The following is a 24,708-nucleotide window of genomic DNA, read 5'->3' as shown; positions in this document are numbered from 1 at the left end:
GTAATGCCAGTCAGTTAAGCTGACTGGCATTTTTTCTATTTGTTGCGTACTTCTTGGGTTTCAACTTCACCCATCGAGGATAACTTCTATCTTCTCTTCGAGGCGGTAAGATAAACATGGATACATGCTCTAGTAATACCTCATAGTGTTTAGGGAGCTTTCCTGGGCTTGTTAAAGGCAACGCTGCAAAGTATTGCGTCACAGCCATAGCGCTACTCGTAAAGCTCAGTTGATTTGGCCAGACGCTATCTAACCTACTTGCCGCTTTTGTCATAACCTGCCTGATAAGGTTATAGGCGAGTAAAATACCCCAGAGCTCCTGCTTAACCATATCTGGACGCTTGCTTCGCAATGTATACTCACTGTCAAGTAAGGTCTGCTTCATTTCCCGATAGCCTAATTCGATTTCCCAGCGATAACGATAGAGCTCTACGATTTCTTCGCCAGGAAAACGTAACCCATCACGCATTGATGTAAGCACCTGATACTCCTTACCTTTAATGATTTTTGAGACTAACCTTGCTTCAACTACATCAGGAAGTTCACTAAACTTCTTTCTTGCCTGAGGTGTTGTTTTAATCGCAACGATTGCATCACTCTTGCTGTACCTATGAACGACTTCATACTGGAAGTCTTTTCTCACAGGGAGCATCCAATGCCTCTCTTGGCCGACTTTGTTCCATCGGTTAAGCAGTCCCAGAGAGTAATATCCTTTGTCAAAAATAGTCAGAGAATGGTCTGGCGTTTGTTCTATGAGTTCTTCTGCAAGCCGCATTTCGTTGGTTCGATAGTCAGAGAATGCACTATCGATGAGCTGATGACTTGTAAGCTCCATCAAGCAAACCATGCGTATCTTAGGGTAAATATTTTCAGATGACTGATTACGCTGTGCTTTAAACTCTTGATGATTTTCAGGTGTATCTGCCGTTCTCCAAACGACACCATCGACAGATAGAAGATTGAGTCCACACCAAGTTTCAAACTTAGAAGATTGATAACTCTGAGCCGCCATCGTCTTAAAGACTTGTTTAACACCTTCTTCGCCTAATCTCTGCCTCGCTTGGACAACAGCACTTGGCGCAACAAAGCGCTGTTTGTCTGGTAGGACAATATCAAGTTGGTTAGCGATATCCCAAACAGATTGTTGCCGAAAAAGACTCATTCCTACAACGGACCAAAGTACTGCTTCCAAGGGTAAGCGTCTTCTTCTCACTGTTGCTACACCAGCTTTTTCAAAACCTTGCTGGATAAGCTCTGGACTAAGGATCTCAGAGTATTTGTCAAAGTGATGGAAGGTATTGCATGAGCGAAAAGTATTCGCAAGTTGGCTTTCTAAAGACATGAAAAATCCGATATTAGTTTCCTAATATCGGATTTTGAAGCCTTTTGAGGATCGGTCAAATGATCTCAAAAATTTTTCTTAACTGATCGGCATTACTCCCTCGGGAGGCTTTTTTATTGCTGTCATTTCGATAGTTCATCAATGACCCTATATTGATCGCATACTATTCTCGTTTACGTACTACACTTCTACCACAAACGGAGGTGTTCTATGAAAATGGTACTGGTTGGGATGTCTGCTATCTTGAGTTTTTTTACTCTGGCAGGTGAAGATAAAATTTACAATGTAAATGGTAGTGATTACGAGGGGTACTGGGCGAAAGTGAGTGATAGTGGCCCATTGGTGCTATTGATACACGATTGGGATGGACTAACAGACTACGAGAAAAAAAGAACTGCGATGCTCAATGAACTTGGATACAACGTATTTGCAGCGGATCTATTTGGTAAAGACATCAGACCCACTGAGGTAAAGGATAAAAAACAACACACTGGTGAGTTGTACAAAGACCGAGAAAAACTACGCGCACTTATGCAAGGAAGTCTAGACTACGCAGCGTCGTTAGGCGGTAACTCTGATAACACTGTGGTGATGGGTTACTGTTTCGGCGGAGCAGCGGTATTAGAGTCAGCACGAGCTGGTATGAATGCAAAAGGCTTCGTTACCTTTCACGGAGGTTTAGCTACCCCTGAAGGTCAATCTTATGCCATGACAAAAGCGCCTATTTTGGTACTTCATGGGACTGCAGACACAGCAATTCCGATGTCTCAATTTGCTGCCTTAGCGGAAGAGTTAGAACAATCAAATGTCAAACATGAGATGATCACCTACAGTGGTGCACCTCATGCTTTTACTGTCTTTGGCAGCCCGCGATATCGAGAAGATGCAGATACCAAGTCTTGGTCTAGCTTCACTAACTTTTTAGCGATTCAAACCAAATAGACAGTACAGACCAAATACAAGAACTCAAAACAATAACGCCCGATGTTGACTCACCAGGCGTTTGTTTTAACTCACTTTCAATTTATGGCGCATCATCCACTTCAACCGGTAAGTAATGCATAGGTTTAAGCTTCAGCCATTCAGGTAATACCGTACCAATCGAGATGGAAGACCAAGTGCCCGATAAAATACCGATGAACATTGCAATCGCGAAACCTTGTAGTGCACTACCACCCATAATCCACAATGCTGATACCGTCATTAACGTAGTGCCCGACGTCACCATAGTACGTGAGAACGTCGCTAACACAGCTTGGTCATTGATTTCCTCAGTCGGTGTTGTCTGCTTAGCTATTAGTAACTCACGGATACGGTCGGCAATGATGATCGAGTCATTCAGTGAGTAACCAAGAATCGCTAATATCGCAGCAAATACAGTTAAGTTGAATTCCATTTGTGTTGCCGCGAAGAAACCAAGCACTAACACGACATCATGAACCAATGCGAGTAAAGAACCACTCGCTAAACGCCATTCAAAACGGAAACATAGGTAACCTAGAATGCTCATCATAGAGATAAGCAGCGCCAAACCACCTTGGTCTACTAAGTCTTGACCCACTTGAGAGCCAACCATGCTGTTACTGATGACTTCAACTTGATGAGAAATCGGCGCTAATGTTTGCGTAAGATCGGCAACCTCTTCACCTGGTGCTGGAACTGGGTAACGAATCACCCAGCGACCATCTTGGTCTGAATGGGTAACATTGATGAACTCACCCAGTTCTGACTGCAGTGTGTTCACTAGCTGCTGGTGAGTGACGTTGTTGTCCACTTTGACTTCCGTTACCATACCGCCAGTGAAATCTAGGCCCATATTCAGACCATTCGCCGCCAGTGCAATCAGTGACATAACCATTAAAGCAATGGAAACACAGCTGGTAATATAACGAATACGACGGATACGTTGTTTAAAGAATTCGACCATGATTAAACCCTTACGTCACGACGAGCGTCGCGTCCCCAAACTAAGTTAATGATTGCGCGTGAAGCGAATACGCCGCTGAACATACTGGTCAATAGACCAAGACCAAGAGTCAAAGCAAAGCCTTGAATTGGACCATTACCGATCGAGAACAGCACGACAGCAGTAATCATGGTGGTGATATTGGCATCTAGAATAGTGCTCAGAGCACTGTCAAACCCTAGATCGATAGACTGAGCAAAGGTACGTCCCTCTGCCAATTTATCTTTAATACGTTCGAATATAAGTACGTTGGTATCGACCGCCATACCGACAGTCAAAACCAAGCCTGCAATACCAGGAAGAGTAAGTACAGCCCCCGGCAGTAACGCGATAAGACCTAACAAGCTGACCATGTTAACCATTAGAGCAACGTTTGCCACCCAACCTAGTCGGCGGTACCACAATGCCATGAAGGTCAGTGTCATCGCTAAACCAAGCGCCAAAGCTGCAAAACCGTTTTGGATGTTTTCAGCACCCAATGAAGCACCAATTGTACGCTCTTCAACGATCGTAACTGGAGCAGTTAAAGAACCCGCTCTTAACAGTAGTGCCAAGTTTTGCGCGTCTTCCATAGAGCCTGCCCCCGTAATACGGAACTGGCTACCTAGCTGCGATTGTATCGTCGCGACACTGATGACTTTTTCACTACGTTCAGTCTCACCTTTCGCGTTGGTTGTATACTCGCGGTACACAGTGGCCATTGGCTTACCAATATGAGAGCCTGAGAAATCACTCATGATCTTGCCACCCGCATGATCGAGCGAAATGTTTACTTCAGAGAAGCCCATTTTATCGATACCTGCACGCGCATTAATGATGTGCTCACCTGTAAGAACAGCGCGTTTCGCTAAGGTTACCTCTCGGCTATCGTTGTCTTTCAGGATAATGTCGCCATACGCTTTCTCTTCAGATGGAGAGCGAGCTTCATGGAAAGCAAGCGTTGCAGTCGCGCCAATCACGTTCTTCGCCAGTGATGGGTCTTGTACACCCGGCAGCTCAATGCGAATGCTGTGCTCACCTTGGCGTTGAACTAGCGCTTCGGTAATGCCTAACTCTTCAATACGATCACGCATGATCTTAAGGTTTTGCTTGATAGTGACCGATTGGAATTCAGATTTGCTTTCTAACGTTGGTTTAACCGCAATGTAGTCTGAGTGGCGCTTAACATCCCATGTGGGGTAGTTTTGCTTTAAGAAGTCACCAACCGCGCCCATCGCTTGCTCAGAGTTACTCTTAATGTCAAAGCCTTCAGAACCGACTGCGGTAATTTGCACACCACGAATACGCTCTTGACGCATAAAGTCACGAACTTCATCAACTAAGCTATTGCGCTGATCTTCAAACGCTTTATCAATATCTACGTTAAGTAGGAATTGAACACCACCACGAAGGTCAAGACCAAGCTTAATTGGTGAGAAGCCAAGTTCACTTAACCACTCAGGTGCAACAGAAACATAAGAGAAGGTGATGCTATCCTCTTTGCCCAGCAGCTTATCTAGCTCTTTACGCGCTTGTGTTTGAGCTGTCTCGTTATCAAACACTAGCGTTGTTTTTTGGCCAATTTGGTCAATTTTGAGTACGTCAATATCGCGCTGATCAAGATAGCGATTCAGTTCACTAACATTACCAAGAATTGAGTTACTTGCTTGTGGTGACATTGTCACTTGAATTGACGGCTTTTCACCATACCATGTTGGTATCGCACTTAATGTCAACATAATGATCGTAGCGATCAGCACAACATACTTCCACGCCGAGTAGTGGTTCATCAGGCGTACAGACTTCGCCTGCTTAACAGGTTGTTTTTTCATAATACTTCTTAACTTTGCCAGGCACAGTAAACCGTACGTAGCATTAAAATAATAAAGAGTTAACTCTTCGCTTAACTAAGTTAAAAAATGATTAGAAGTGACCGTTTAAGGCGACGTACAGCGTGTTCGATTCTTTCCAACCGGAAACTCGGTAGATAGCATTTTGATTCGAAATACGTTGAGTTGAGGTGACAACCGGAAGTTTATACAACCGATAGAGAGGAATATCAGCAGGTTCAAAACCTACCGTTTCAAGATTTGATGTTGGCTCAGTATCATCAAAAACACGAGTAACATTTGACCAACGGCTCGCATTGATAATCGCTAACCAATCTTGCGCAATATCTGATTGAGTTACTGGCTCTGATTGGGGTTCTTGTCGTACTTCATCAAACAGTGCTCGAAAGTCTTGATCTGAAGAAGATGTCGTACCGAGAGAACGGTGGCTGAGCCTAGAAGAGGCTTCATTTTCAGCTTGTAACAAATAGGCAAAAGCCTGCGTTGGTAGAACCATCGCAAGTAAAACTAGCCAGAAATATGAAACAATTCGCTGAAGCATTGATTAGCCAAATAATATAGAACATGTCGATGTTAGACCTAAGCCGTCAAGCAGACAACTAAAATGTTCTAAAAGCTAATTTTTAGTTTTAGTAGGATTTAACGGTAAAAGATTTTGCCTGTTTGAACGTTAAGGTAAATCTTATTTGCCTGCTTCAAGCCGCCACAATAAACGAAATAAGCCTCTTGCTCATCAAAGGTCACTGAACGCACCCAGCCTTGAGTTTCTTCAAAATCTTCTGGAACACACGTACCATCTTTTAACAGCTTATCAGTGGTCTTAATAAGCACCTCAAAGTGCTGCTTAAAGTCATCTGAGTTTTCGATGAACTTACTCACTGTTTCTAAGCGCTCTTTTTTAGTGATCGTCGGCGCGACTTCAAGTAATGCTTCCATCGGTACCCACTCTGCTACTTCTGGTCCTCCGTCCTCATAAACGTAATAGGGAGAAATACGTCCCCAACCATCGCGTTTTTCCAGAATGTGTAATTTATCGCCACGGTATACAACACTTTCAACAAACGCGTCAAAGTCAGGCATTTCACGAACACCAAGCTTTGGTGGACTCACGTAGTAGTCAGTCACTGGTGGCTTCGCTTGCTCTTGCTCTCCCTCTTCCACAATTTCAAGTGGCGTGACAGGCTCATTGTTGCTCTCAGCTTCTAGCGCCGCCAGCGCATCTTGTTGTGGTTTGTAGTAGAAAATGTAGTAACCACCAGCGGCACAGCCAATGCCTAAAAGCAGCAAGACAAGCATCATTAGCTTTTTCATATCCGTTCTGAATTTTTCCTATACTTATCGAATAAAAACTACGGCACCATACTCATGATATGGCATTACTTAACTACTATAGCGGCAGCGATGCTGATCACTTTACCTTTTCAGGTGAACGCGTCCCAATGTAATGAGAAAAGTTGGAATGCCAGCCTCAAAGCCCAGCAAGAACTGGATGAAGCTTACAACCTTCACGCCTCACGGTATAATCAGTTTCTTAAGCTTTACCAAGATCAGCCATTTCTATTTCAGGAATTTAGTGCCGATGAAATTCACAGTTTATGGTCAACAAACAACGCTAACTATCTTGAACATATGAACGCTCAAATTAGAGCCTCAACGACCATCATTAATCTTATTAATAATGAACGTAGTGCTATCGCCCCACTCAACGCAGAAGCATCACGTCAGCAAGATAAATGGCTCTCCATTAGTCGCCACTGCCAGAGCAACGGCAATATGGTTAATATGATAACCAGCTTTGATTATGCACAGCTTAACCAGTCGTTAATTCGCGATATAAGCATACTGTTAAGAAAATTAGATACTTTGAAAGCTCGGTATCGGAAAGAAGTGGAGGCTTTGGAAAGCAGTCGTCCAAAGCCTCTTCAAGACAATCCAAATCAGAATTAATGATGAAGCTGCTGATCCACTGCAACCGCCAATGCGACTGATGCGCCAACCATAGGGTTATTACCCATACCAATGAAGCCCATCATAGCCACGTGAGCGGGAACAGATGAACTACCAGCAAACTGAGCATCGGCATGCATTCTGCCCATAGTATCTGTCATACCGTAGCTCGCGGGACCTGCTGCGACGTTATCAGGGTGAAGAGTTCGCCCTGTACCACCGCCAGAAGCCACAGAGAAGTATGCTTTTCCTTGGCTATGGCACTCTGATTTGTAGATGCCTGCCACAGGGTGCTGGAAGCGTGTTGGGTTAGTCGAGTTGCCGGTAATGCTGACATCGACCAATTCACGGTGCATGATCGCGACACCTTCTCTCACGTCATCTGCACCGTAACAGAGAATCTCACCACGCTCGCCTTGTGAGAATCGACGTCGCTCGACTTCAATCAGCTCATTGCTCTGATAATCAAACTCGGTACGCACATAAGTGAACCCATTAATGCGCGAGATCAGATAGGCGGCGTCTTTCCCTAAGCCGTTCAAAATCACTTGCAGCGGAGTTTGACGCGATTTATTGGCGTTCAAAGCTATCTTGATTGCGCCTTCTGCAGCTGCGAATGATTCATGGCCCGCTAGGAAAGCAAAGCAGTGAGTATTCTCATTGAGAAGTCGAGCAGCAAGGGAACCGTGGCCTAAGCCGACTTGTCGCTGCTCTGCCACACTACCAGGCTTGGTGAATGCTTGTAGTCCCTCGCCAATATAGTGTGCGGCTTTTTCTGCGGTTTCAGCTTGTTTAAACAGAGCTAAAGCTGTGCCTACAGTATAAGCATCGCAAGCGTTGTCAAAAGCGATCGGCTGCGTTTCAAGCACCATTTTTTTCGGATCAATACCAAAACTTAGGCAATAATCATGAGCTTGTTCAACTGTAGCAAGGTTCATTTGGTTTAATAGTTGAGTAGTTTGAGTATTCATAGCAGTGACCTCTGATTAAGCGTGACGTGGATTGATTGTTTTAACGGCTTCATCAAAGCGACCATAAACCCCTGTCGCCCCCGCCATCGCCTGTTCTGGACTCGCGCCGGTCTCAATACTGGCCATCATTTTGCCAAGATTAAGGTACTGGTAGCCAATCACTTCATCATGCTCATCAAGCGCTAATTTGGTTACATAACCTTCCGCCAGCTCCATGTATCTCACCCCTTTAGCCAGCGTAGAATAGCTGGTTCCTACCTGACTGCGTTGAGTCTTACCAAGGTCTTCAAGCGCTGCGCCAATCTCTAGCCCATCCTCAGAGAACGCCGACTGAGTACGTCCATAAACAAACTGGAGGAAAATTTCACGCATTGCTACGTTGATGGCATCACACACAAGATCGGTATTGAGTGCTTCCAGAATGGTTTTACCGGTCAATATCTCGGCGGCCATCGAAGCTGAGTGCGTCATTCCAGAGCAGCCGATGGTTTCAATCAATGCTTCTTCAATGATGCCTTGCTTTACATTGAGGGTTAACTTGGCCGCACCTTGCTGAGGCGCACAAGCACCAACCCCATGACTAAGGCCAGAGATAGCAATCACGTCAGTGGGACGGATCATACGTCCTTCGACAGGAATAGGTGCAGATGGGTGTAAGTCCCCACGTTGAATTGGGCACATTGATTGAATTTCAGAAGAATATTGCATGGCGTTTTCCTATTTAAGCAGGAAAACAAGCGAAGATCTGAAGGCGCAACTTCTCTACAGAAAACTAGCCATAGCAGTACGCTACGGTTAATTACCAACAGTCTTACCTGTTTTCGTTTCTGTAGGAGTCATCAGCCTGAAGTGGCGGTTAAGTAGGTGGAACCCCATCACCTTGGTTACTAGATTAGATCCACTTCACACTTTCACGCAACACCTTCTTTAGAGCAAATTTACATAACTGCGCCTTTTATTATATGTCTTTCCGATAATGACCGATTCACAATCCTTTACATAATGACTATAAATGGCACTAATTATCATTTGCATTAATATTATTCACAGTTATCATCTTAACCACTTTATACATTTATTCCTGTGTTGCTTTGAAACTTGCTCTTTCACTGAAAACCCTTGTCTCGATCTGGTTTATCGGCCTCTCAGCTGCGGTCGCGAGCTATGTCACTGTTCATTATTACGAAACTCAGAAGCTCAATGGAGTACTTGAGAACCAACTCAACAATAGAGTGCAAACTTTATCGCAGTCACTCAAAGCAATAGAGACCCTGCTCTACTCCACCCGCTCATTTCTGGCCAATGGCAACACTCCAACCCCGCAGCAATTCGAGTCCTACTTTTCGGATCAGGTCGGAATAAATGCGATGATTCATTCAATCATGTGGGCACCCACCGTTGCGATTGATGAGGTCACTGACTTCGAGCGCGACGCTCAACAACAAGGCTTCTTAGGCTATCGCCTGACCCCGTCGATATCAGCTCACGACGACTCTATTTGGTTTTTAAATGGTTCAACCTTACCGGTCTATTTCATTTCATCCTCCTTTGAAGGCTCGGACTATTTAGGTGTTAGGTTAGAAAGTGATCCGATGGCGGTCAGTGCGATGTCACGCTCTATCAGTGGGAATCGCCTTGGGGTCGTCGACTATGTTGAAGAAGGGCAATTTGAGACTAGGCTATTTCTCCCTAAGTTCGGGCAAGATGGCGCACTTGGTGGATTTGTCGTCGCCAACATCATTCTGTACGAGCTGCTTGGTGAAATCTGGCATACTGAGGTCAATTCTAACCATACGGGCATCAGCGTATTTACTAAGCCTAATGATATTAAAATCTTTGAATCGCACATCAACACTAAACTTCAAGACGACAGCTTTTCAACCCGCGTCGTATCGGCAAGCCGAACAGTGCAAATTCCACTATTTAATACCAAGTGGCAATTATCTATCTCGAACATTGATCGATCTGGGAGTACCGCTCTGTATGGTTTGACGTCTGTCTTTTTAATTTTGATGCTGACGATTTCCGCCACTATTGCCGCTAACTTTTATGCCAACCGGCTTAAAGTGTCTGATCAAGTAATTGAAGAAAAGACGCGCTCTCTCGCGCTTCAAGCGGTTAGAGATAACCTGACTAATTTGAGCAATCGTACTGCGCTTAGCTCCGAAGTCGATAAACAACTGTCACTGTTATCAAGTGGACAAAGTAAGGGCTTTTCAATCCTATTCATCGATCTCGATCGTTTTAAAGTGATCAATGACTCGATGGGCCACCTGCACGGTGACAAGCTATTACAAAAAGTCGCCTGTCGTTTGACCCAACACTGCCGAAGTAACGATATGAGCTTTCGATTTGGTGGTGATGAGTTCGTCATCTGTCTTCCAGGGCTAACTTCCAAAGATGCACTCAGTCATATTTGTCAGCGTTACTCCAAGGTGCTTAGCCAGCCATACAACATTGACGGCCAATCTTGCCACATAGGCACCAGCATTGGGATTTCAGTGGTTACTGATCCGACACAAACATTGGCAAGTATCTTAAGGGAAGCGGATACCGCGATGTACAAAGCTAAGGCATCCACTCATGAAAAAGTGGTGTTCTTTCATGAGCAGATGTTCAATCAAGCAAAGAAACGCTTCACTCTAGAACAAGAGTTAACCAACGCGCTCAATCTAAAGCAGCTCACATTAGTCTACCAACCTATTTATTCCACCGCGGATGACCGTGTTGTCGGTTTTGAGTCGCTCTTACGATGGGTACACCCTAAGTTCGGCGCTATTTCTCCGGTTGATTTCGTCCCGATTGCCGAAGAGACGGGACTGGTGGTAAAAATTGGTGACTGGGTAGCGACGGAATGTTGCAAAACACTGCAGCGTTTATGGCTAACAAGGCAAGATGAGTCGGTTCCAAGAATCAATATCAACGTCTCAGCGAAACAGTTTGAATCTGAGCATATTTACCATACTCTCCGCCGCTTATTAAGCGATTGTGACTTCCCTCCTCACCTAATAGGGATAGAAATTACCGAGTCGATGCTGCTAAGTGATGAATGCAGTGCTCACCAACTACAAAGCATCAAAGATTTGGGCGTTATCTTGTATTTGGATGATTTTGGCACTGGCTATTCTTCTTTATCTGTCCTCAACGACTACCCCGTTGACGTTATTAAGGTCGATCGTAGTTTTGTCAGCCGTATAGCCATGGGCCAAAGTAATGCAGACAGCTTATGCCAAGCCATCATCAATATGGCACACATCATTGACCTAGAGGTCGTGGCTGAGGGCGTTGAAACACCAGAACAGCTCGCGGTACTTAGCCAACATAAATGCAACTATATCCAAGGCTATCTAAAGTCCAAGCCTCTTAATGTATGTTGTCTTGAAGATGTTTTAGTTCAGCAAGCGATGCTGACAGCATAGCCAAGTTCAAAAAATGAATACATACTAAAAGGCCTGAGAATGCTCAGGCTTTTTTAATTACGTTCTACTTAACCAAACTGGTCACATTTTGCTGCGCAGATAAAGTCATTTTGGTGTAGCCCTTTGATTGAATGGCTCCACCAAGTGACCGTTACTTTACCCCATTCAAGCAAAATTGAAGGGTGGTGAAATTCGGCTTCAGCCAATTCAGAAACCTGATTCGCGAAGGCCCAAGCTAACTTATAATTTTTGAATTTATACACTTTTTCAAGCTGCGGAATGCCATCACGCTCTATCATTTGCCAATCATTCAACTCGGTCAGTAGCAGTCGTCGTTCTTCTGCGCCTAGTGCTACCGCACTGCTGGTGCATGCTTCGCAGCGTAATTCATTAAGCATGTGTCACTTCCTTTGGTTCAAATAATGGGGGTAATAGTCCGGCTTTCATCGCCTGTTTTACATAACACATCAAATCCATTTTGCTGAGTTTATAAAGCTGTTCGATGTTATCTAAGACAAAATATTCTGGCTGCATTATGTCAATGCGGTAAGGGGTTCTTAAAACAGTATGGATATCAAAATTCACTCTTTGGGCTCGTTTATCGTCAAGTGAATAAATCGTTTCACCCGGTGAAGAGAGAATACCTCCACCATAGATCTTAGTGCTGTCACCTTCTTTTACTAGACCAAACTCCACTGTAAACCAATAAAGACGTGCTAAATAGACGCGCTCTTTCTCACTCGCCTCACGCCCTAACTCACCATAAGTTTGAGTAAACTCAGCAAATTCTTGGTTTGTTAACATTGCACAATGGCCAAAGATTTCATGAAAAAAGTCTGGTTCTTGAAGGTAATCCAGCTCCTCACGTGTTCGTAGGAAGGTTGCAACTGGAAACTTCTTTTCGGCCAATAAGCCAAAGAAACGATCAAAGTTAATCAAAGCAGGAACAGGTTCAACCTGCCAGCCAGTTTCAGATTTTAAAACTTTATTTATATCAACTAATTGAGGAGCATAATTAATTGGTAGATTGAGCAACTCTAACCCCGACAAATACTCTTGGCAGGCTCTTTGTTTAACCAGTTCTAACTGACGGGTAACTAAATCATGCCATATTGCATCTTCTTCCGGGGTCCAATCTACAATCCCGTGTTCATTCACAGGTTTAGAGTGATACTGTGCCATACCTAGCTCCGTTAACAAGTCCGTTACATTAAGCCTATCGCCATGCTTCTCCGGTGACAATTTAACCAAGCAACTCTATAGCACGCCTTTACTGTAACATTAATTTTACATTTGACAGCTTTTTGCTTATTTTTCAGTAAGCTGATGAATGCTCAGATGTTTGACTTTGGTCAGAAATTCATCAAAGCTTAATCCAGTTACGGAGAACATTAAGACGAGGATGTCATGTCTCAATCAGATGCACACTTGCCCTCCCCTGTTTGGGTTCCAAGCCCAGATCGGATCGAATCATCTAACCTTAGCCAATTCATTAAACATATTAATTTTCAGGGTGATAGCCTCGATAACTATGCGGAACTTCAGCGATGGTCGGTTGAAAATAAGAAAGATTTCTGGCTCGAAGTATGGCAATTTTGCGATGTTATTGGTTACAAAGGAGATTGCATCTTAGGCGAAGGATTAGCGAAATGGGGCACGTTTACACCGAGCAGAGACACTATTTGGTTTCCTCAATCCCAACTCAATTATGCAGAAAACCTTCTCGCTTATGCCTTTCAAGCCCCTGAAGATATCGCAATTTGGTTTAAAAACGAGCAAGGTGAGAGCCGGAAACTTACTTGGCAAGAGCTGTGTGACCAAGTATCCATTCTTCAACAATGGCTGAAACATAACGGCGTCGATAAAGGTGACGTAGTAGCGGGTTATTTACCTCACATGACCGAAACCGTCATTGCCATGCTCGCCACAACTAGCTTAGGTGCAATTTGGACATCAACCTCACCTGATTTTGGCGTTGAAAGTGTGACTGAACGTTTTGGCCAAGTTCAGCCTAAAATTTTGTTCTGCTGTAACGGCTACCAGTTCAATGGCAAAACCTTCCACCTTGAAGACAAGAATCGACAACTTGTTGAAGCCTTGCCAAGCATCATCAATACCTGTCAAATAGAATACTTAAAGTCTGCGCCTACTGAACATTCCTATAGCCGGGACCCTTTTTCAGACTGGGAAGCGATCTTAGCGAGTTTCTTGCCTCGTGGAATGCGTTACCAGCGCATTGGTTTCAATGATCCGCTATTTGTTCTCTATTCTTCTGGCACAACAGGGAAACCTAAATGTATTGTTCACTCTATTGGTGGCACAACCCTTAATCACCTAAAAGAGCATCAGCTCCATTGTGATATTCAACCTAAAGATCGCGTTTTCTACTACACCACATGTGGCTGGATGATGTGGAACTGGCATGTATCGACGCTAGCGAGTGGTGCAACACTGGTGATTTTTGATGGTAGCCCTATGTACCCAAATCCCAATATTTTGTGGCAACTGGCTGAAGAAGCAGAAGTCACTTTATTTGGTACCTCGGCCAAGTATCTTGAGGCGTTACAAAAAAGCACATTTAAGCCTTGCGAAAGCTATGATCTCGCTTCTTTGAGAACCTTATGCTCGACTGGTTCAGTGCTTTATCCACAGCAGTTTGATTTCGTTTATGACAACATCAAAGTTGACCTTCACTTAGCATCTATTTCTGGTGGGACTGATATTTGCGGATGCTTTGTTCTAGGAAACCCGATTTCTCCCGTTTATAGAGGTGAGTGCCAAGGCGCAGCCTTAGGTATGGATATCGCGGTTTTCAACGAATCTGGAGAGCCGATTACCTCACAGCGTGGTGAACTCGTCTGTATGAACAGCTTCCCCAATCAACCACTCGGTTTCTGGCATGATGATGGGGAGCGCTACCATAACGCCTATTGGAGTAAGTTTAACAATACTTGGCACCATGGCGATGACGTCCAAGTCACCTTAACGGGTGGTATGGTTTTTTATGGCCGAAGTGACACAACGCTAAACCCCGGCGGCGTTCGTATTGGTACCGCTGAGATCTATCAACAAGTCAATCAAATCCCTGCAGTGCAAGACTCGATCGCTGTATCTAGACGTGTTGAAGGAGATGAAAAAGTGGTGCTGTTTGTCCAACTGGATCCAAACTGCCTACTTGATGACGAGCTACAGAATCAGATCAAGCAAACTTTGCGCGCTCAGTGCTCACCACGACATGTACCTGCTGAAATCTATACACTCAGTGAAATACCAAAGACCAAGTCCGGAAAGTTAGTTGAACTTGCCGTTAAGCAAGTTTTACATGGCGATGAAGTACAAAACAAAGGGGCAATTGCTAACCCTTGGGTATTAGATGAGGTCGTGCAGTACCAAGCATAGAAATGAAAAAATAAAAAAGCCCGAACTCTCGGTTCGGGCTTTCACAATTCAACGGTGATTACGGTTATTTCTTCGCAACCGCCATCAATACTTTCAATATTCCCTGCGGCGTTTCAACTTCAAACGGCGTAGTTACCACAACCTCTTCAAAGCCAACACTAGTCAATACTTGCTGTGCATGACCGATTGTCATACCACCAACTTCATCTTTGTCAGATAACCAATCCCAGTGGACAAAGTAACTACCTTCATCAATAAGGCTATAAATAATATCAGCAACATCTGAATAATTTGGTAGAAAACTACATACAGAGGATGCAACCACAAGATCAAATTGCGATCTAAAAGCTGGGTGCATTGCCACTAAGCCACGACTTAGCATATCAACAACAGGCTCAACGTTCTCAAGCTCTTTGTTGTCCAATTGCTCAATCATTGATTCAGAACTGTCTAGCGCAACAATGTCTTTCACTGCTGGCGACATACGTTGACTCAAAAGGCCTGTTCCGCAACCAAAATCAAGAACATGCAACCCCGTCACATCTACAACACTTTTTAGCGATTCGAACGCTTTATCTGCATAGGTATTAGTTGAAACTTCCGAATCCCAGTTTGCTGCGACGTCGTCCCAAGTGTTAGCCATCATGATCTCCCTGTAACTACATTCATTAGGCACAGGCCAAGAGTATCAAAACTGCATGAAATTCATAGCATTTCAGTCGTGAAAACAGACAACCCACCAACTTTGATATAAGATCGATTTCAATCTAACTAAATTGAGCAACCGATGAACCTTTCGCAAATCGAAGCCTTTTGTACCGTTGCTGATACTGGCTCAGTATCGGAAGCGGCACGTCAACTCGAATGCAACCGTACTAAGTTAAGCATGTCGATCAAAGCGTTAGAGAAAGATCTCGACGTAGAGCTCTTTGTACGTAGCGGAAACAATTTGGTCCTCTCTGAAGGGGGAAAGGCAATTTACAAAGATAGCCAGAACCTGTTGGTCACTGCCTCGCGGATCAGACAGACATGTGCTCAAGTCTGTGGTGAGTTTAACGCCGAAGTATGGATTGCTCGTGATGACTCGTTACCTGACGAGCTGTGGCAAGATCTTTCTCACCGACTCAACAACCGTTTCCCTGCAACCGCATTCAACATTATCCTTGCCTCAAGTGGTGATCTGGCCAACTTAGTCGCCACCTCTCAGGTCGACTTCGCTTTTGGTGTCGATTATGAACGTATTGACGACCCGCTAATCACCTTCCAGCCTCTTGGTAAGATTCGCCTAATGTCGGTGTGCCGTTCAATTAACCCACTTGCGCGCCTAAGACGTGTATCAGACGATGAATTACGTAACGCGATGCAAGCCGTTATGGTTTATTTAAACGAAAAAGATAACCCCGAGCTACAGCCTTTCTCTTTGAGGCATATTGGCTTCTCAAGCTTTGATTACATGCTCAATACTATTTTAGAAGAGGACGCGTGGGGCGTACTGCCAGAGCCCCTTATTCGCCATTTACTTAGAAGCCAAGAATTGGCGGTAATCAAGCATACCTATGGCTTAACACAAGAAGATTACTGCATGTTCACTTCAGCAGGTATGGCTGAGCACCCTGGTATGTCATGGCTTGCCGATAAGCTCAATGAGTATCTATTTGATTTTTAACACTAGTTTTTAATAGATTAAATATCAGTCAGCGTCAATTTTACTGACACCAAGATTCTATAGTATCTCATTGATTAATATGAAATTATTTTAAACGAGCATTTTTTAACCTGCCTATAATCCTAGATTTAGTTTGTTTAATTCTCTGATTGTGAGAAAACTATAAGGGTGTTTATAGAAGAGATACCTTTATGTGTGCCAGGACAAGCTTAAATGAAAAACGAATACTTACCTTCTCAGCGCTTTTAGCATCAGGCTTCGCTGGCGGTGGTTTGGTACTCGGGTTGCTTGTTGGTTCACTTGTCATTGTTTTTGATGGTGTCTACTCACTAGTCAGTTTACTGTTAACTTTATTGTCACTGGCAGTCTCTCGATTTATCGAACGTCCTTCTAAGCGTCAATTTCCATTTGGTAAATCGGTACTTGAGCCTATCGTTATCGCGATTAAAGGCAGTGTCATTCTTACTGTTGTCGCTTACTCGCTTTATTCTGCCGTCGCCTCTATGTTTACTGGTGGCCGTGAAGTCGATGTTGGCATCGCCACCTTGTTTGGCGCGGTAAACGTTATCGGTTGTGGTTACGCTTGGTGGCATATCGCTAAGAAATCTAAACGCTTTTCATCAGGTTTGATTGAAGCAGAAACCAAGCAATGGCAAATGGATACCCTGCTGAGTGTTGCTGTAACTCTTGGCTTTATCGCAGCATGGTTGATTACTCTTTCTCCACTGTCACAATATGCAGTTTATGCGGACCCGATGATGATGATTCTTATGTCGTTTTACTTCATTAAAGTCCCGTTTGAGATGCTTCGCGATGCTCTGCGTGAACTTCTAATGATGAAGCCTAGTGCGAAGATTTGTGAAACTGTAGACGCTGAAGTTTCTGCTCTCGATAAGCAAGTAACGCAAAACCTAGAAGTTGCGGGGGTTACTAAGGTAGGCCGAGAGCTTCGCGTAAAACTGGACGTGCATGCTCAAGGCAAACAGGTCCAAGTGGCTGAGCTAGAAAAAACGCGTAAAGTGTTGAAGGACAAGCTTTCTAAATTGTCACTCGACCTCAACCTGACGATGAATATCGCGAATTAAGCACACACTAGCAAAATAGAAAAGGTTCGATAAATATCGCAATGTAGGTCAGATAAGGATTGGTTGACCGATTCTTCTGATGAGAAAAAATCGGAAAGCTATTTATAGGTTTCCGATTTTTTATGTCTATTCAAAACTGTGCTGCCGACTTCCTCGAACAAAACCGTATTGATGTAGCCCAACTCACCACCTTCTCTGAGCATATCCCTTAAGAGTGGCTTTTTAAACAATATGGAAAGACGTGGGCCTTGAGCGATACCCCAATGATACGTGGCAAGTCAGAGCCGTCACCTCGTCGTTTCCTAGAGAAGAGTATGACGCTCAACCACTGACGGAGCTCTACCATGAAAGATGAGAAATTTAATTAGCTTATCGCGACATCAAGAGTTCGATGTAACACAATGCATTAGTGCTAAGAAGCAAGCCAAGCAGTAATGGAGCATGGACGAATGCCCAATGAAATCAGTTTTAAATACGCCTGCCAGTTCATAGAAAGTCAGCTAAACGGGATGAGTAAAACGGTCTCACTAAGCAACACGCCCTAAGCCTAATCGGCCTAGGGCGGTCAAAATATCCAAGACCCGATACCCTGTTAATCGCTGCGGGGCAACGTATAACAACTCATGATTTAGTCGAGTTCAGCTAACTGTTTTTTGAATGTTGCATGCTGAGATTTAACTGTCGATTCTGGTTCACCTGTCATCAAGCTAACAAAAACGATTGATAGCGTAGATAAAATGATCCCTGGAACGATTTCGTATACATCGAACCAGCCACCAGAAAGCTGCTTCCACACTACGATTGTGATACCACCAACTAGAATACCTGTTAGTGCACCATTGCGGTTCATACGCTCCCAGTACAAGCTAAGAACTAGCGCAGGACCAAATGCAGCACCAAATCCAGCCCATGCATAAGAGACTAGACCAAGTACTGAGCTATCTGGTGTCATCGCTAGAATAAGAGCAACGATTGAAATGCCAATAACTGCGATACGGCCGACCATGACAATTTCTTCCGACGTCGCATCTTTCTTAAACACTTGCTTGTAGAAGTCTTCTGCCAATGCAGAAGAAGAAACAAGCAACTGAGAATCCGCCGTACTCATTACCGCCGCTAGAATCGCAGCCAGAAGAATACCTGCAACCACTGGATGGAATAATGAATTCACTAGCAGCATGAAGATTTTTTCACCATCATCCACGCTGATACCTGAATTGTTCACATAGATCAGACCAACTAGACCAACAAGCATTGCGCCAACCATAGACAGACCTGTCCAGATAACTGCGATGCGACGTGCTGTCGTTAGATCGCGGTTTGAACGCGATGCTTTAAAACGCGCTAGGATATGTGGCTGGCCAAAGTAACCTAAACCCCATGCAACTAATGAAATGATTGCAATCGCGCTCAAAGGTTCGCCTTTTGAGTCATTCCATAACGTCAGAAGTTGAGGGTTGATAGCCGACAGATCGTTGCCTAGTTGGCCCAAACCACCTTCCATTGCCGTGATAGGGACAATCAGAAGCGCAGCCGCCATTAACAAACCTTGAACCAAGTCAGTCCAAGATACCGCTAGGAAGCCACCAAACAGTGTGTAAGAAACCACACATACAGTACCAATAATTACTGCAGTGGTGTAATCAAGACCAAAGACCGTTTCAAATAGTTTTCCGCCTGCAACCAAGCCCGAGCTGGTGTAGAAAAGGAAGAATAGAAGAATGAAGAAAGCAGAAATTACCTGAATCATCTTTGAATTGTCGTTAAAACGACGAGATAAGAACTCTGGCAGAGTTAACGCGTCCGTTGTAATGCTGTACGTACGTAGTCGTTTCGCCGTGATTAACCAGTTCAGCCAAGTACCAACTAGTAGGCCACCCGCAAGCCAGAAAGCTTCAATACCAGCCGCGTAAGCATAGCCAGGCAAGCCTAATAACAACCAACCACTCATATCCGATGCACCTGCTGAAAGCGCTGCCGGCCAAGGGCCTAACGAACGACCACCTAAGAAATAGTCACTTGAGCTTTTCGTTCGTTGATAAGCAATAACGCCAATTGCAAGCATCAGGATCAGATACGCAATAAACGTGGTTGTAATAGCAAAGCTATTTTCCATTTGATTTGTCCTCTTTTAAAAGATCGCCTTCCCTGAATGCCCTCTTACGAGGGCAAGTCATTGAAGATTAGTGAGTTTCAGCGCCAAGTTCTAACAAGGTCGCATTACCACCCACTGCTGTTATATTTATCGTTCTAGTACGTTCGGTAATGAACCTGAGCACTAAATGTGGATCGTGCGCAACAGGTGTGCTCACAAGATCCGTTTCAGACGTTAGATTCACAATCGCGCCTGAACGTTTTGCCAATTGTCGGTTGATACTCCTTTCAACCTCAGGATTACCTACATAACCCACACTGCGTACATCTGAATCGAGAAGCTGGTGGTAAGCATCTAGAGCAGCAAACTGTACTAAGTTGGTAGGAAGTGAAGACTGCGCGTACGCAGACTCCAATGCTTGGCTAAGCTCTGTATCATCACTGCACAAAATGACGCTATTACCTGAAATAAGCGCAGCTGTTAGCTGAGCCATCACAGCGTATGTCGCTTGTTCTTGAGAGCTATCTTGAATCACTAGAGCAACACCACGTCCTGCGGTGTAAAGTTCGTTAGTCTCACCCGTTGGACCAATCAATTGATGCGTTTCCGCTAACAGCACTGACGCTTGTTCAATATGATAGGAAACAACAGAAGCTAACTCAGGCTCTACTTGCTGTAAGGCCTGTTTAAAAGCAAGCAAACACTCACTCTTAGAATCAAAATTGGTTAAGTTCCAGTTTTCCCACGCTGAGAAAGCATCAGAAAAACGCGTTACTTGATGAACCATACTATTTCTCCTTGCTCACTAATTAAGAAAACTGCATTTGAGTAAAACGGTATAAATAATGAGGACCACCAGCTTTTGGTCCCGTTCCAGACAGTCCTTGTCCACCGAATGGCTGCACACCAACCACCGCACCGACTTGGTCACGGTTGATATAGCAGTTACCAACTCGAGCGTGCTTTTCAATCCAGCGATAAGTCGTCTCATTGCGGCTGTGGATACCCATCGTTAGACCAAAGCCTGTGTGGTTTATCTGCTCAACAATTTGTGTCAGCTCACTTGCTTTAAATCGTACGATATGAAGAATCGGACCAAACTGCTCTTCTTTAAGGCATGAGATATCTCGGATTTCAAATGCTGTTGGGGCGACGAAATCACCATTTTCATGCTCTTCTGTTAGAGCCAACTGAGCCACCTTTTTCTCGCTGCTTGTCATAGATTCAATGTGCGCCAACAACTTCGCTTTTGCGGTTGCATCGATAACGGGCCCAACATCTGTTGAGTGGAGGTAAGGTTTGCCAACGCTCAACTCCTGCATTGCACCTTGTATCAAAGCAACAATGCGATCTGCGATGTCTTCTTGTACATACAGCACACGTAGTGCACTACAACGCTGACCTGCTGATGCAAAAGCAGAACGAATAACGTCACGGACCACTTGCTCTGGCAAAGCTGTACTATCTACGATCATCGCGTTCTGACCGCCTGTTTCAGCAATAAACGGTACAGGGGCGGCATCGCGTTCAGCTAAGGTTTGATTGATTCGTTGAGCTGTTGCTGTAGAACCGGTGAAGGCCACACCCGCAATGGCAAGATGAGAGGTCAATGCAGAACCAATTTCTGCACCGCGTCCGGTAAGTAACTGGATACTGCCTGCTGGGAAACCAGCGTCTAACATCAACTCAACCGCGCGCGCGGCAATCAGCGTCGTTTGCTCAGCAGGTTTAGCCACAACGGTATTACCCGCAACGAGCGCCGCTGTTACTTGACCTAAGAAAATAGCTAGTGGGAAGTTCCATGGGCTAATACACACAAACACACCGCGGCCCTGACGGGACACATGACGCTGTTGACCATCAAAGCCTGTTACTTGCAATTGGCCAAGTGCATCCACTTGTTTTGCGTAGTAGCGACAGAAATCAACAGCTTCACGCACTTCATCAATGCTGTCATGAATCGTCTTACCCGCTTCTTGGTGACAGAGGGCAACCAGCTCAGCCAAGTGCTCTTCCAGCAGGTCCGCCAACACCTCAAGTTTCTTTGCGCGTACCTGAGATGGCGTATTGCTCCAATCAGCAAACGCTGCATCAGCACCTTCAATCGCTTCGGAAACATGATCAAGGGTAGAAAAAGCCACCTGACCGACATTGATACGGCGATCATAAGGCGCAGTTACTGACTCAACATTCAAGTTTTCCTTGATCATGCTTTCGGCGTAGAACCGACCATTAATGATAGGGCCAGCGGTCCATTTTTTATCGATGAAGCTTTCCACTTCATGCTCAAATGGCTTTGCTTCACTTTCGATGTCGACGTTAACACCAACCGAATTCTTACGCTCAGGGAAAACCGCAGGAGGCAATGGAATCTGCGCATTATTTAGCGTATCAAACGCATTTAGCATATCGACTGGATGTTCAGTCAGTGTGTCTATCGGGCAACGAGCATCGACCAAACGGTGAACAAACGAGCTGTTCGCACCATTCTCCAGAAGACGGCGTACAAGGTACGGCAACAGATCTTTGTGGCTACCAACTGGCGCATAAATACGTACCGACTGCTGGTACGCTTCCATTGCATGGCTGTATAGCGAGTCGCCCATACCGTGTAGGCGTTGGAACTCAAATTCTTTGTGGGTGGCCATAACAGCAATCGAGGTCACTGTTTGGGCGTTGTGGCTGGCAAACTGAGGGAAGATGTTGCCGCGCACATTTTCACTCAGTAGGAAGCGAGCACAGGCAAGATACGCAACATCGGTGGCTTCTTTACGAGTGTAAACGGGGTAATTGCTGTAGCCAGCTTGTTGTGACCACTTAATTTCGCTATCCCAGTACGCACCTTTTACTAGACGTAGAGGGATGGTATCGCCCTGCTGTTTAGCTAAACCATTGAGCCAAACCAGAACCGGTAATGCGCGCTTAGAGTATGCTTGGACAACAAGACCAAATTTACCCCAGCCTTGAACAAGTTCACTGCGGTAAACTTTCTCAAACAACTTCAAAGAGAGTTCTAAGCGGTCCGCTTCTTCCGCATCAATGGTAATGGCAACATCCAGCTCAACCGCACGACGCAACAGTTGCTGCAAAGTCTCGTATAGTTCAGTCAGGACGCGCTGCTCATTCGCGACTTCATAGCGAGGGTGAAGAGCCGATAGCTTGATTGACACAGACGGAGCAGGGCTCTTGTTTTGGGCGTAATCATCTCGACCCACAGCTTCAATTGCCATCAAATAATCTTTGAAGTATTTATTTGCGTCCGCTGTGGTTAACGCCGCTTCACCCAGCATATCGTATGAATATGTGAAACCTTTATCACGCATTGCGCGACCGTTTTTTTGCGCTTCAGCAATGCTACGGCCCAATACAAATTGGTGCCCCATCACCTTCATGGCTTGGTGCATTGCTTTACGAATCACTGGCTCAGACATTTTATTGACTAAGCGATTCACTGCGCTCGCTGGGCTTTGAGATTCACTCTCAGACAAGCTCACAACCTTACCCGTTAGCATCAGCCCCCATGTCGAGGCATTCACGAACACGGAGTCAGAATTTTTCAGATGTGATTTCCAATCCGCTACCGTCAGCTTGTCACGGATAAGTGCATCTGCCGTTGCTGAGTCTGGGATACGCATTAATGCTTCTGCCAAACACATCAGCAAAATACCTTCTTGAGTATCCAAACTGTATTCCAATAGCAACGCATCAATCATTTGGATTGATTTTTTGTCCGCGCGAATGGCTTCGATTAAGCGAGTAGTTTTGTCCGCTATCTGAACTTTTTCGTCTTCGGTAGGTACGGCTAGTGGCAGAAGTTGCTCAAGCCATTGTGATTCGTCCACCATATAAAGTGGCGAGATCAACGACCAGAGTTTATTAAGCGGCTGCTCAACAAACTCAACGTTTAACACATCAGTCGCTGTAAACATGCGTTTTCCTCAATCTCACACCTGAAATCATTTCAGGTTTCTACAATGGCTTGCAGTGTATTTTGAGCTCGAGAAGATTACTTGTCAAAAACTCCGAGTTTTTTGCTAAAAACTCTGATTATTAACAAAACAAAAACAGAGTCACACTCAAATGGACAAAATATTATATGGTTAACGTTATAGAATTTAACCAAATTGTTTCTTATATTGAGAGGGGGACATCCCTTGGAGGCGAGAGAAAGTATGAGTGAAGGCGCTTTGTCCGGAGAAGCCCGTGAACTCAGCGACCTGACCTAAAGTGAGATTACCTTGCTCGATAAGGTTCTTAGCCATATCAATACGCTTACCCAATAAATACTGATGAGGGGTAATACCCATTTGGTCTTTAAATAGAGAATGGAACTGGCTTTCACCTAAGAAAACACTCCCCGCAAGCTGAGTTACCGAAATTTTCTGGCTCATGTGTTGCTCTATATAGCGGTCAATCGCCTCAAGATCGAAACGTGATTCCTTACGTACCGCTTCAAAAGCAGACATATGACGCTGTAGCAATGCCACGACTGTATCATTACAGGCACGACTTAGAAGCAAATCGTCTGGGCTTGATTGCATTTCGGCGACTAACATTTGAATCAGCTTTTGAATCTGGCCATCGAGCTGAAAATAGGTTTCTTTGTGATTAAGCTCATTGAGACGCTGAAGCATCAAAGGGTCATCAGACGTCGCTAATGGCATATTAAGCACTAAAATATCCGACTGCCCCACTACTCCACCAAAGGCGTGACCGCTCCCTGATGTTACAACACACCCCTGACCTGGCCCGACTAAATTGCCATAACCGCTAACTTCAAACTCAGCTTGTCCCTTTAAACCAATCACGACTTGCGTGTAATTGTGGTCATGGCATTCCATATAAGATGGCAACGTCACTAACTGAGCCGGACGAGGCGACAATTCTTTGGCAGTTTTTTGCTCATTCAGTGATTTTGGCGAAGGTGGCATAACGGAACACAATTTATTAGGTCTCAGATATTGCCATGTTATACCAAAAGTGATGTAA

General features: G+C 44.7%; 20 protein-coding genes, 1 pseudogene and 1 riboswitch. Of the genes and pseudogenes, 7 read left to right on the top strand and 14 right to left on the bottom strand.

The genetic code is table 11. The annotated features are described in order from the left end of the window. Positions 1-10: 10 nt before the first annotated feature. Positions 11-1,342 (bottom strand): IS4 family transposase, encoded by a 1,332-nt coding sequence (locus tag ACU01J_RS06445; RefSeq protein WP_481084253.1) that lies wholly within the window; start codon positions 1,340-1,342, stop codon positions 11-13. 210 nt (positions 1,343-1,552) lie between these two features. Between ACU01J_RS06445 and ACU01J_RS06440 the strand changes: the two genes are divergently transcribed. After that, positions 1,553-2,284 (top strand): dienelactone hydrolase family protein, encoded by a 732-nt coding sequence (locus ACU01J_RS06440; protein ID WP_481084918.1) that lies wholly within the window; start codon positions 1,553-1,555, stop codon positions 2,282-2,284. An 82-nt stretch (positions 2,285-2,366) separates the two neighbouring features. Here the strand turns inward: ACU01J_RS06440 and secF are convergent, their stop codons facing one another. From secF to ACU01J_RS06420, 4 genes are all read right to left on the bottom strand, one after another. Beyond that, on the bottom strand, positions 2,367-3,269 hold the full coding sequence (gene secF / locus ACU01J_RS06435; protein WP_481084917.1) for a protein translocase subunit SecF: 903 nt from the start codon (positions 3,267-3,269) through the stop codon (positions 2,367-2,369). 2 nt (positions 3,270-3,271) lie between these two features. After that, on the bottom strand, positions 3,272-5,119 hold the full coding sequence (gene secD / locus ACU01J_RS06430; RefSeq protein ID WP_481084916.1) for a protein translocase subunit SecD: 1,848 nt from the start codon (positions 5,117-5,119) through the stop codon (positions 3,272-3,274). Between the two features lie 91 nt (positions 5,120-5,210). Next, entirely contained in the window at positions 5,211-5,678 is a 468-nt protein-coding gene (locus tag ACU01J_RS06425) for a hypothetical protein (protein WP_481084915.1), read from the bottom strand. A gap of 98 nt (positions 5,679-5,776) precedes the next feature. Then, positions 5,777-6,448, bottom strand: a complete 672-nt coding sequence (locus ACU01J_RS06420; protein WP_481084914.1) for an SH3 domain-containing protein — start codon at positions 6,446-6,448, stop codon at positions 5,777-5,779. A gap of 54 nt (positions 6,449-6,502) precedes the next feature. On the opposite strand from ACU01J_RS06420, the gene ACU01J_RS06415 reads away from it, so the two are divergent. Beyond that, positions 6,503-7,084, top strand: coding sequence for a hypothetical protein (locus tag ACU01J_RS06415; RefSeq protein ID WP_481084913.1), 582 nt, complete (start codon positions 6,503-6,505; stop codon positions 7,082-7,084). Here the strand turns inward: ACU01J_RS06415 and ACU01J_RS06410 are convergent. Both ACU01J_RS06410 and ACU01J_RS06405 read right to left on the bottom strand, forming a co-directional pair. After that, complete coding sequence (locus tag ACU01J_RS06410; RefSeq protein WP_481084912.1) at positions 7,081-8,055, bottom strand: GGGtGRT protein; 975 nt, start codon at positions 8,053-8,055, stop codon at positions 7,081-7,083. The genes ACU01J_RS06415 and ACU01J_RS06410 overlap by 4 nt on opposite strands. Before the next feature lie 15 nt (positions 8,056-8,070). Continuing rightward, complete coding sequence (locus tag ACU01J_RS06405; protein ID WP_481084911.1) at positions 8,071-8,763, bottom strand: iron-sulfur cluster assembly scaffold protein; 693 nt, start codon at positions 8,761-8,763, stop codon at positions 8,071-8,073. A 115-nt stretch (positions 8,764-8,878) separates the two neighbouring features. Further along, positions 8,879-8,944: riboswitch (Fluoride riboswitch) on the bottom strand. Between the two features lie 202 nt (positions 8,945-9,146). On the opposite strand from ACU01J_RS06405, the gene ACU01J_RS06400 reads away from it, so the two are divergent. After that, positions 9,147-11,474: a bifunctional diguanylate cyclase/phosphodiesterase gene (locus ACU01J_RS06400; RefSeq protein WP_481084910.1), complete on the top strand. Its 2,328-nt coding sequence runs from the start codon at positions 9,147-9,149 to the stop codon at positions 11,472-11,474. Positions 11,475-11,542: 68 nt separating this feature from the next. Here the strand turns inward: ACU01J_RS06400 and ACU01J_RS06395 are convergent, their stop codons facing one another. Next, positions 11,543-11,872: a 4a-hydroxytetrahydrobiopterin dehydratase gene (locus ACU01J_RS06395; RefSeq protein ID WP_481084909.1), complete on the bottom strand. Its 330-nt coding sequence runs from the start codon at positions 11,870-11,872 to the stop codon at positions 11,543-11,545. Continuing rightward, positions 11,865-12,656: a phenylalanine 4-monooxygenase gene (gene phhA, locus ACU01J_RS06390; RefSeq protein ID WP_481084908.1), complete on the bottom strand. Its 792-nt coding sequence runs from the start codon at positions 12,654-12,656 to the stop codon at positions 11,865-11,867. The genes ACU01J_RS06395 and phhA overlap by 8 nt, the downstream gene beginning before the upstream one ends. A 225-nt stretch (positions 12,657-12,881) precedes the next feature. Here phhA and ACU01J_RS06385 point away from each other — a divergent pair, with 225 nt between their 5' ends. Further along, positions 12,882-14,873, top strand: coding sequence for an acetoacetate--CoA ligase (locus ACU01J_RS06385; protein ID WP_481084907.1), 1,992 nt, complete (start codon positions 12,882-12,884; stop codon positions 14,871-14,873). A 64-nt stretch (positions 14,874-14,937) separates the two neighbouring features. Here ACU01J_RS06385 and ACU01J_RS06380 read toward each other — a convergent pair whose 3' ends face one another. Further along, positions 14,938-15,516: a class I SAM-dependent DNA methyltransferase gene (locus ACU01J_RS06380; RefSeq protein WP_481084906.1), complete on the bottom strand. Its 579-nt coding sequence runs from the start codon at positions 15,514-15,516 to the stop codon at positions 14,938-14,940. A gap of 144 nt (positions 15,517-15,660) precedes the next feature. Between ACU01J_RS06380 and ACU01J_RS06375 the strand changes: the two genes are divergently transcribed. The 3 genes and pseudogenes from ACU01J_RS06375 to ACU01J_RS06365 all read left to right on the top strand — a co-directional run bounded on the left by ACU01J_RS06375 (position 15,661) and on the right by ACU01J_RS06365 (position 18,251). Then, on the top strand, positions 15,661-16,539 hold the full coding sequence (locus tag ACU01J_RS06375) for a LysR family transcriptional regulator (RefSeq protein ID WP_481084905.1): 879 nt from the start codon (positions 15,661-15,663) through the stop codon (positions 16,537-16,539). A gap of 191 nt (positions 16,540-16,730) precedes the next feature. Continuing rightward, the gene (locus ACU01J_RS06370; RefSeq protein WP_053438905.1) at positions 16,731-17,624 is read left to right on the top strand and encodes a cation diffusion facilitator family transporter; all 894 of its coding nucleotides are present in this window, start codon (positions 16,731-16,733) and stop codon (positions 17,622-17,624) included. 122 nt (positions 17,625-17,746) lie between these two features. Beyond that, a pseudogene (locus ACU01J_RS06365) lies at positions 17,747-18,251 on the top strand (hypothetical protein). Position 18,252: 1 nt separating this feature from the next. Here the strand turns inward: ACU01J_RS06365 and putP are convergent. From putP to ACU01J_RS06345, 4 genes are all read right to left on the bottom strand, one after another. Continuing rightward, entirely contained in the window at positions 18,253-19,740 is a 1,488-nt protein-coding gene (gene putP / locus ACU01J_RS06360) for a sodium/proline symporter PutP (RefSeq protein WP_481084904.1), read from the bottom strand. Positions 19,741-19,807: 67 nt separating this feature from the next. Further along, entirely contained in the window at positions 19,808-20,506 is a 699-nt protein-coding gene (locus ACU01J_RS06355) for a 1-pyrroline-5-carboxylate dehydrogenase (protein WP_481084903.1), read from the bottom strand. 22 nt (positions 20,507-20,528) lie between these two features. Beyond that, a complete protein-coding gene (putA, locus tag ACU01J_RS06350) occupies positions 20,529-23,648 on the bottom strand; it encodes a bifunctional proline dehydrogenase/L-glutamate gamma-semialdehyde dehydrogenase PutA (RefSeq protein ID WP_481084902.1) in 3,120 nt (1,039 codons plus the stop codon). 186 nt (positions 23,649-23,834) lie between these two features. Continuing rightward, complete coding sequence (locus tag ACU01J_RS06345) at positions 23,835-24,650, bottom strand: AraC family transcriptional regulator (protein ID WP_481084901.1); 816 nt, start codon at positions 24,648-24,650, stop codon at positions 23,835-23,837. Between the last annotated feature and the right edge of the window lie 58 nt (positions 24,651-24,708).

The organism is Vibrio sp. 2433-A1, from assembly GCF_056726085.1.
Note: the sequence above shows the minus strand (reverse complement) of the source record. Positions and strands in the feature narration are given on the sequence as shown.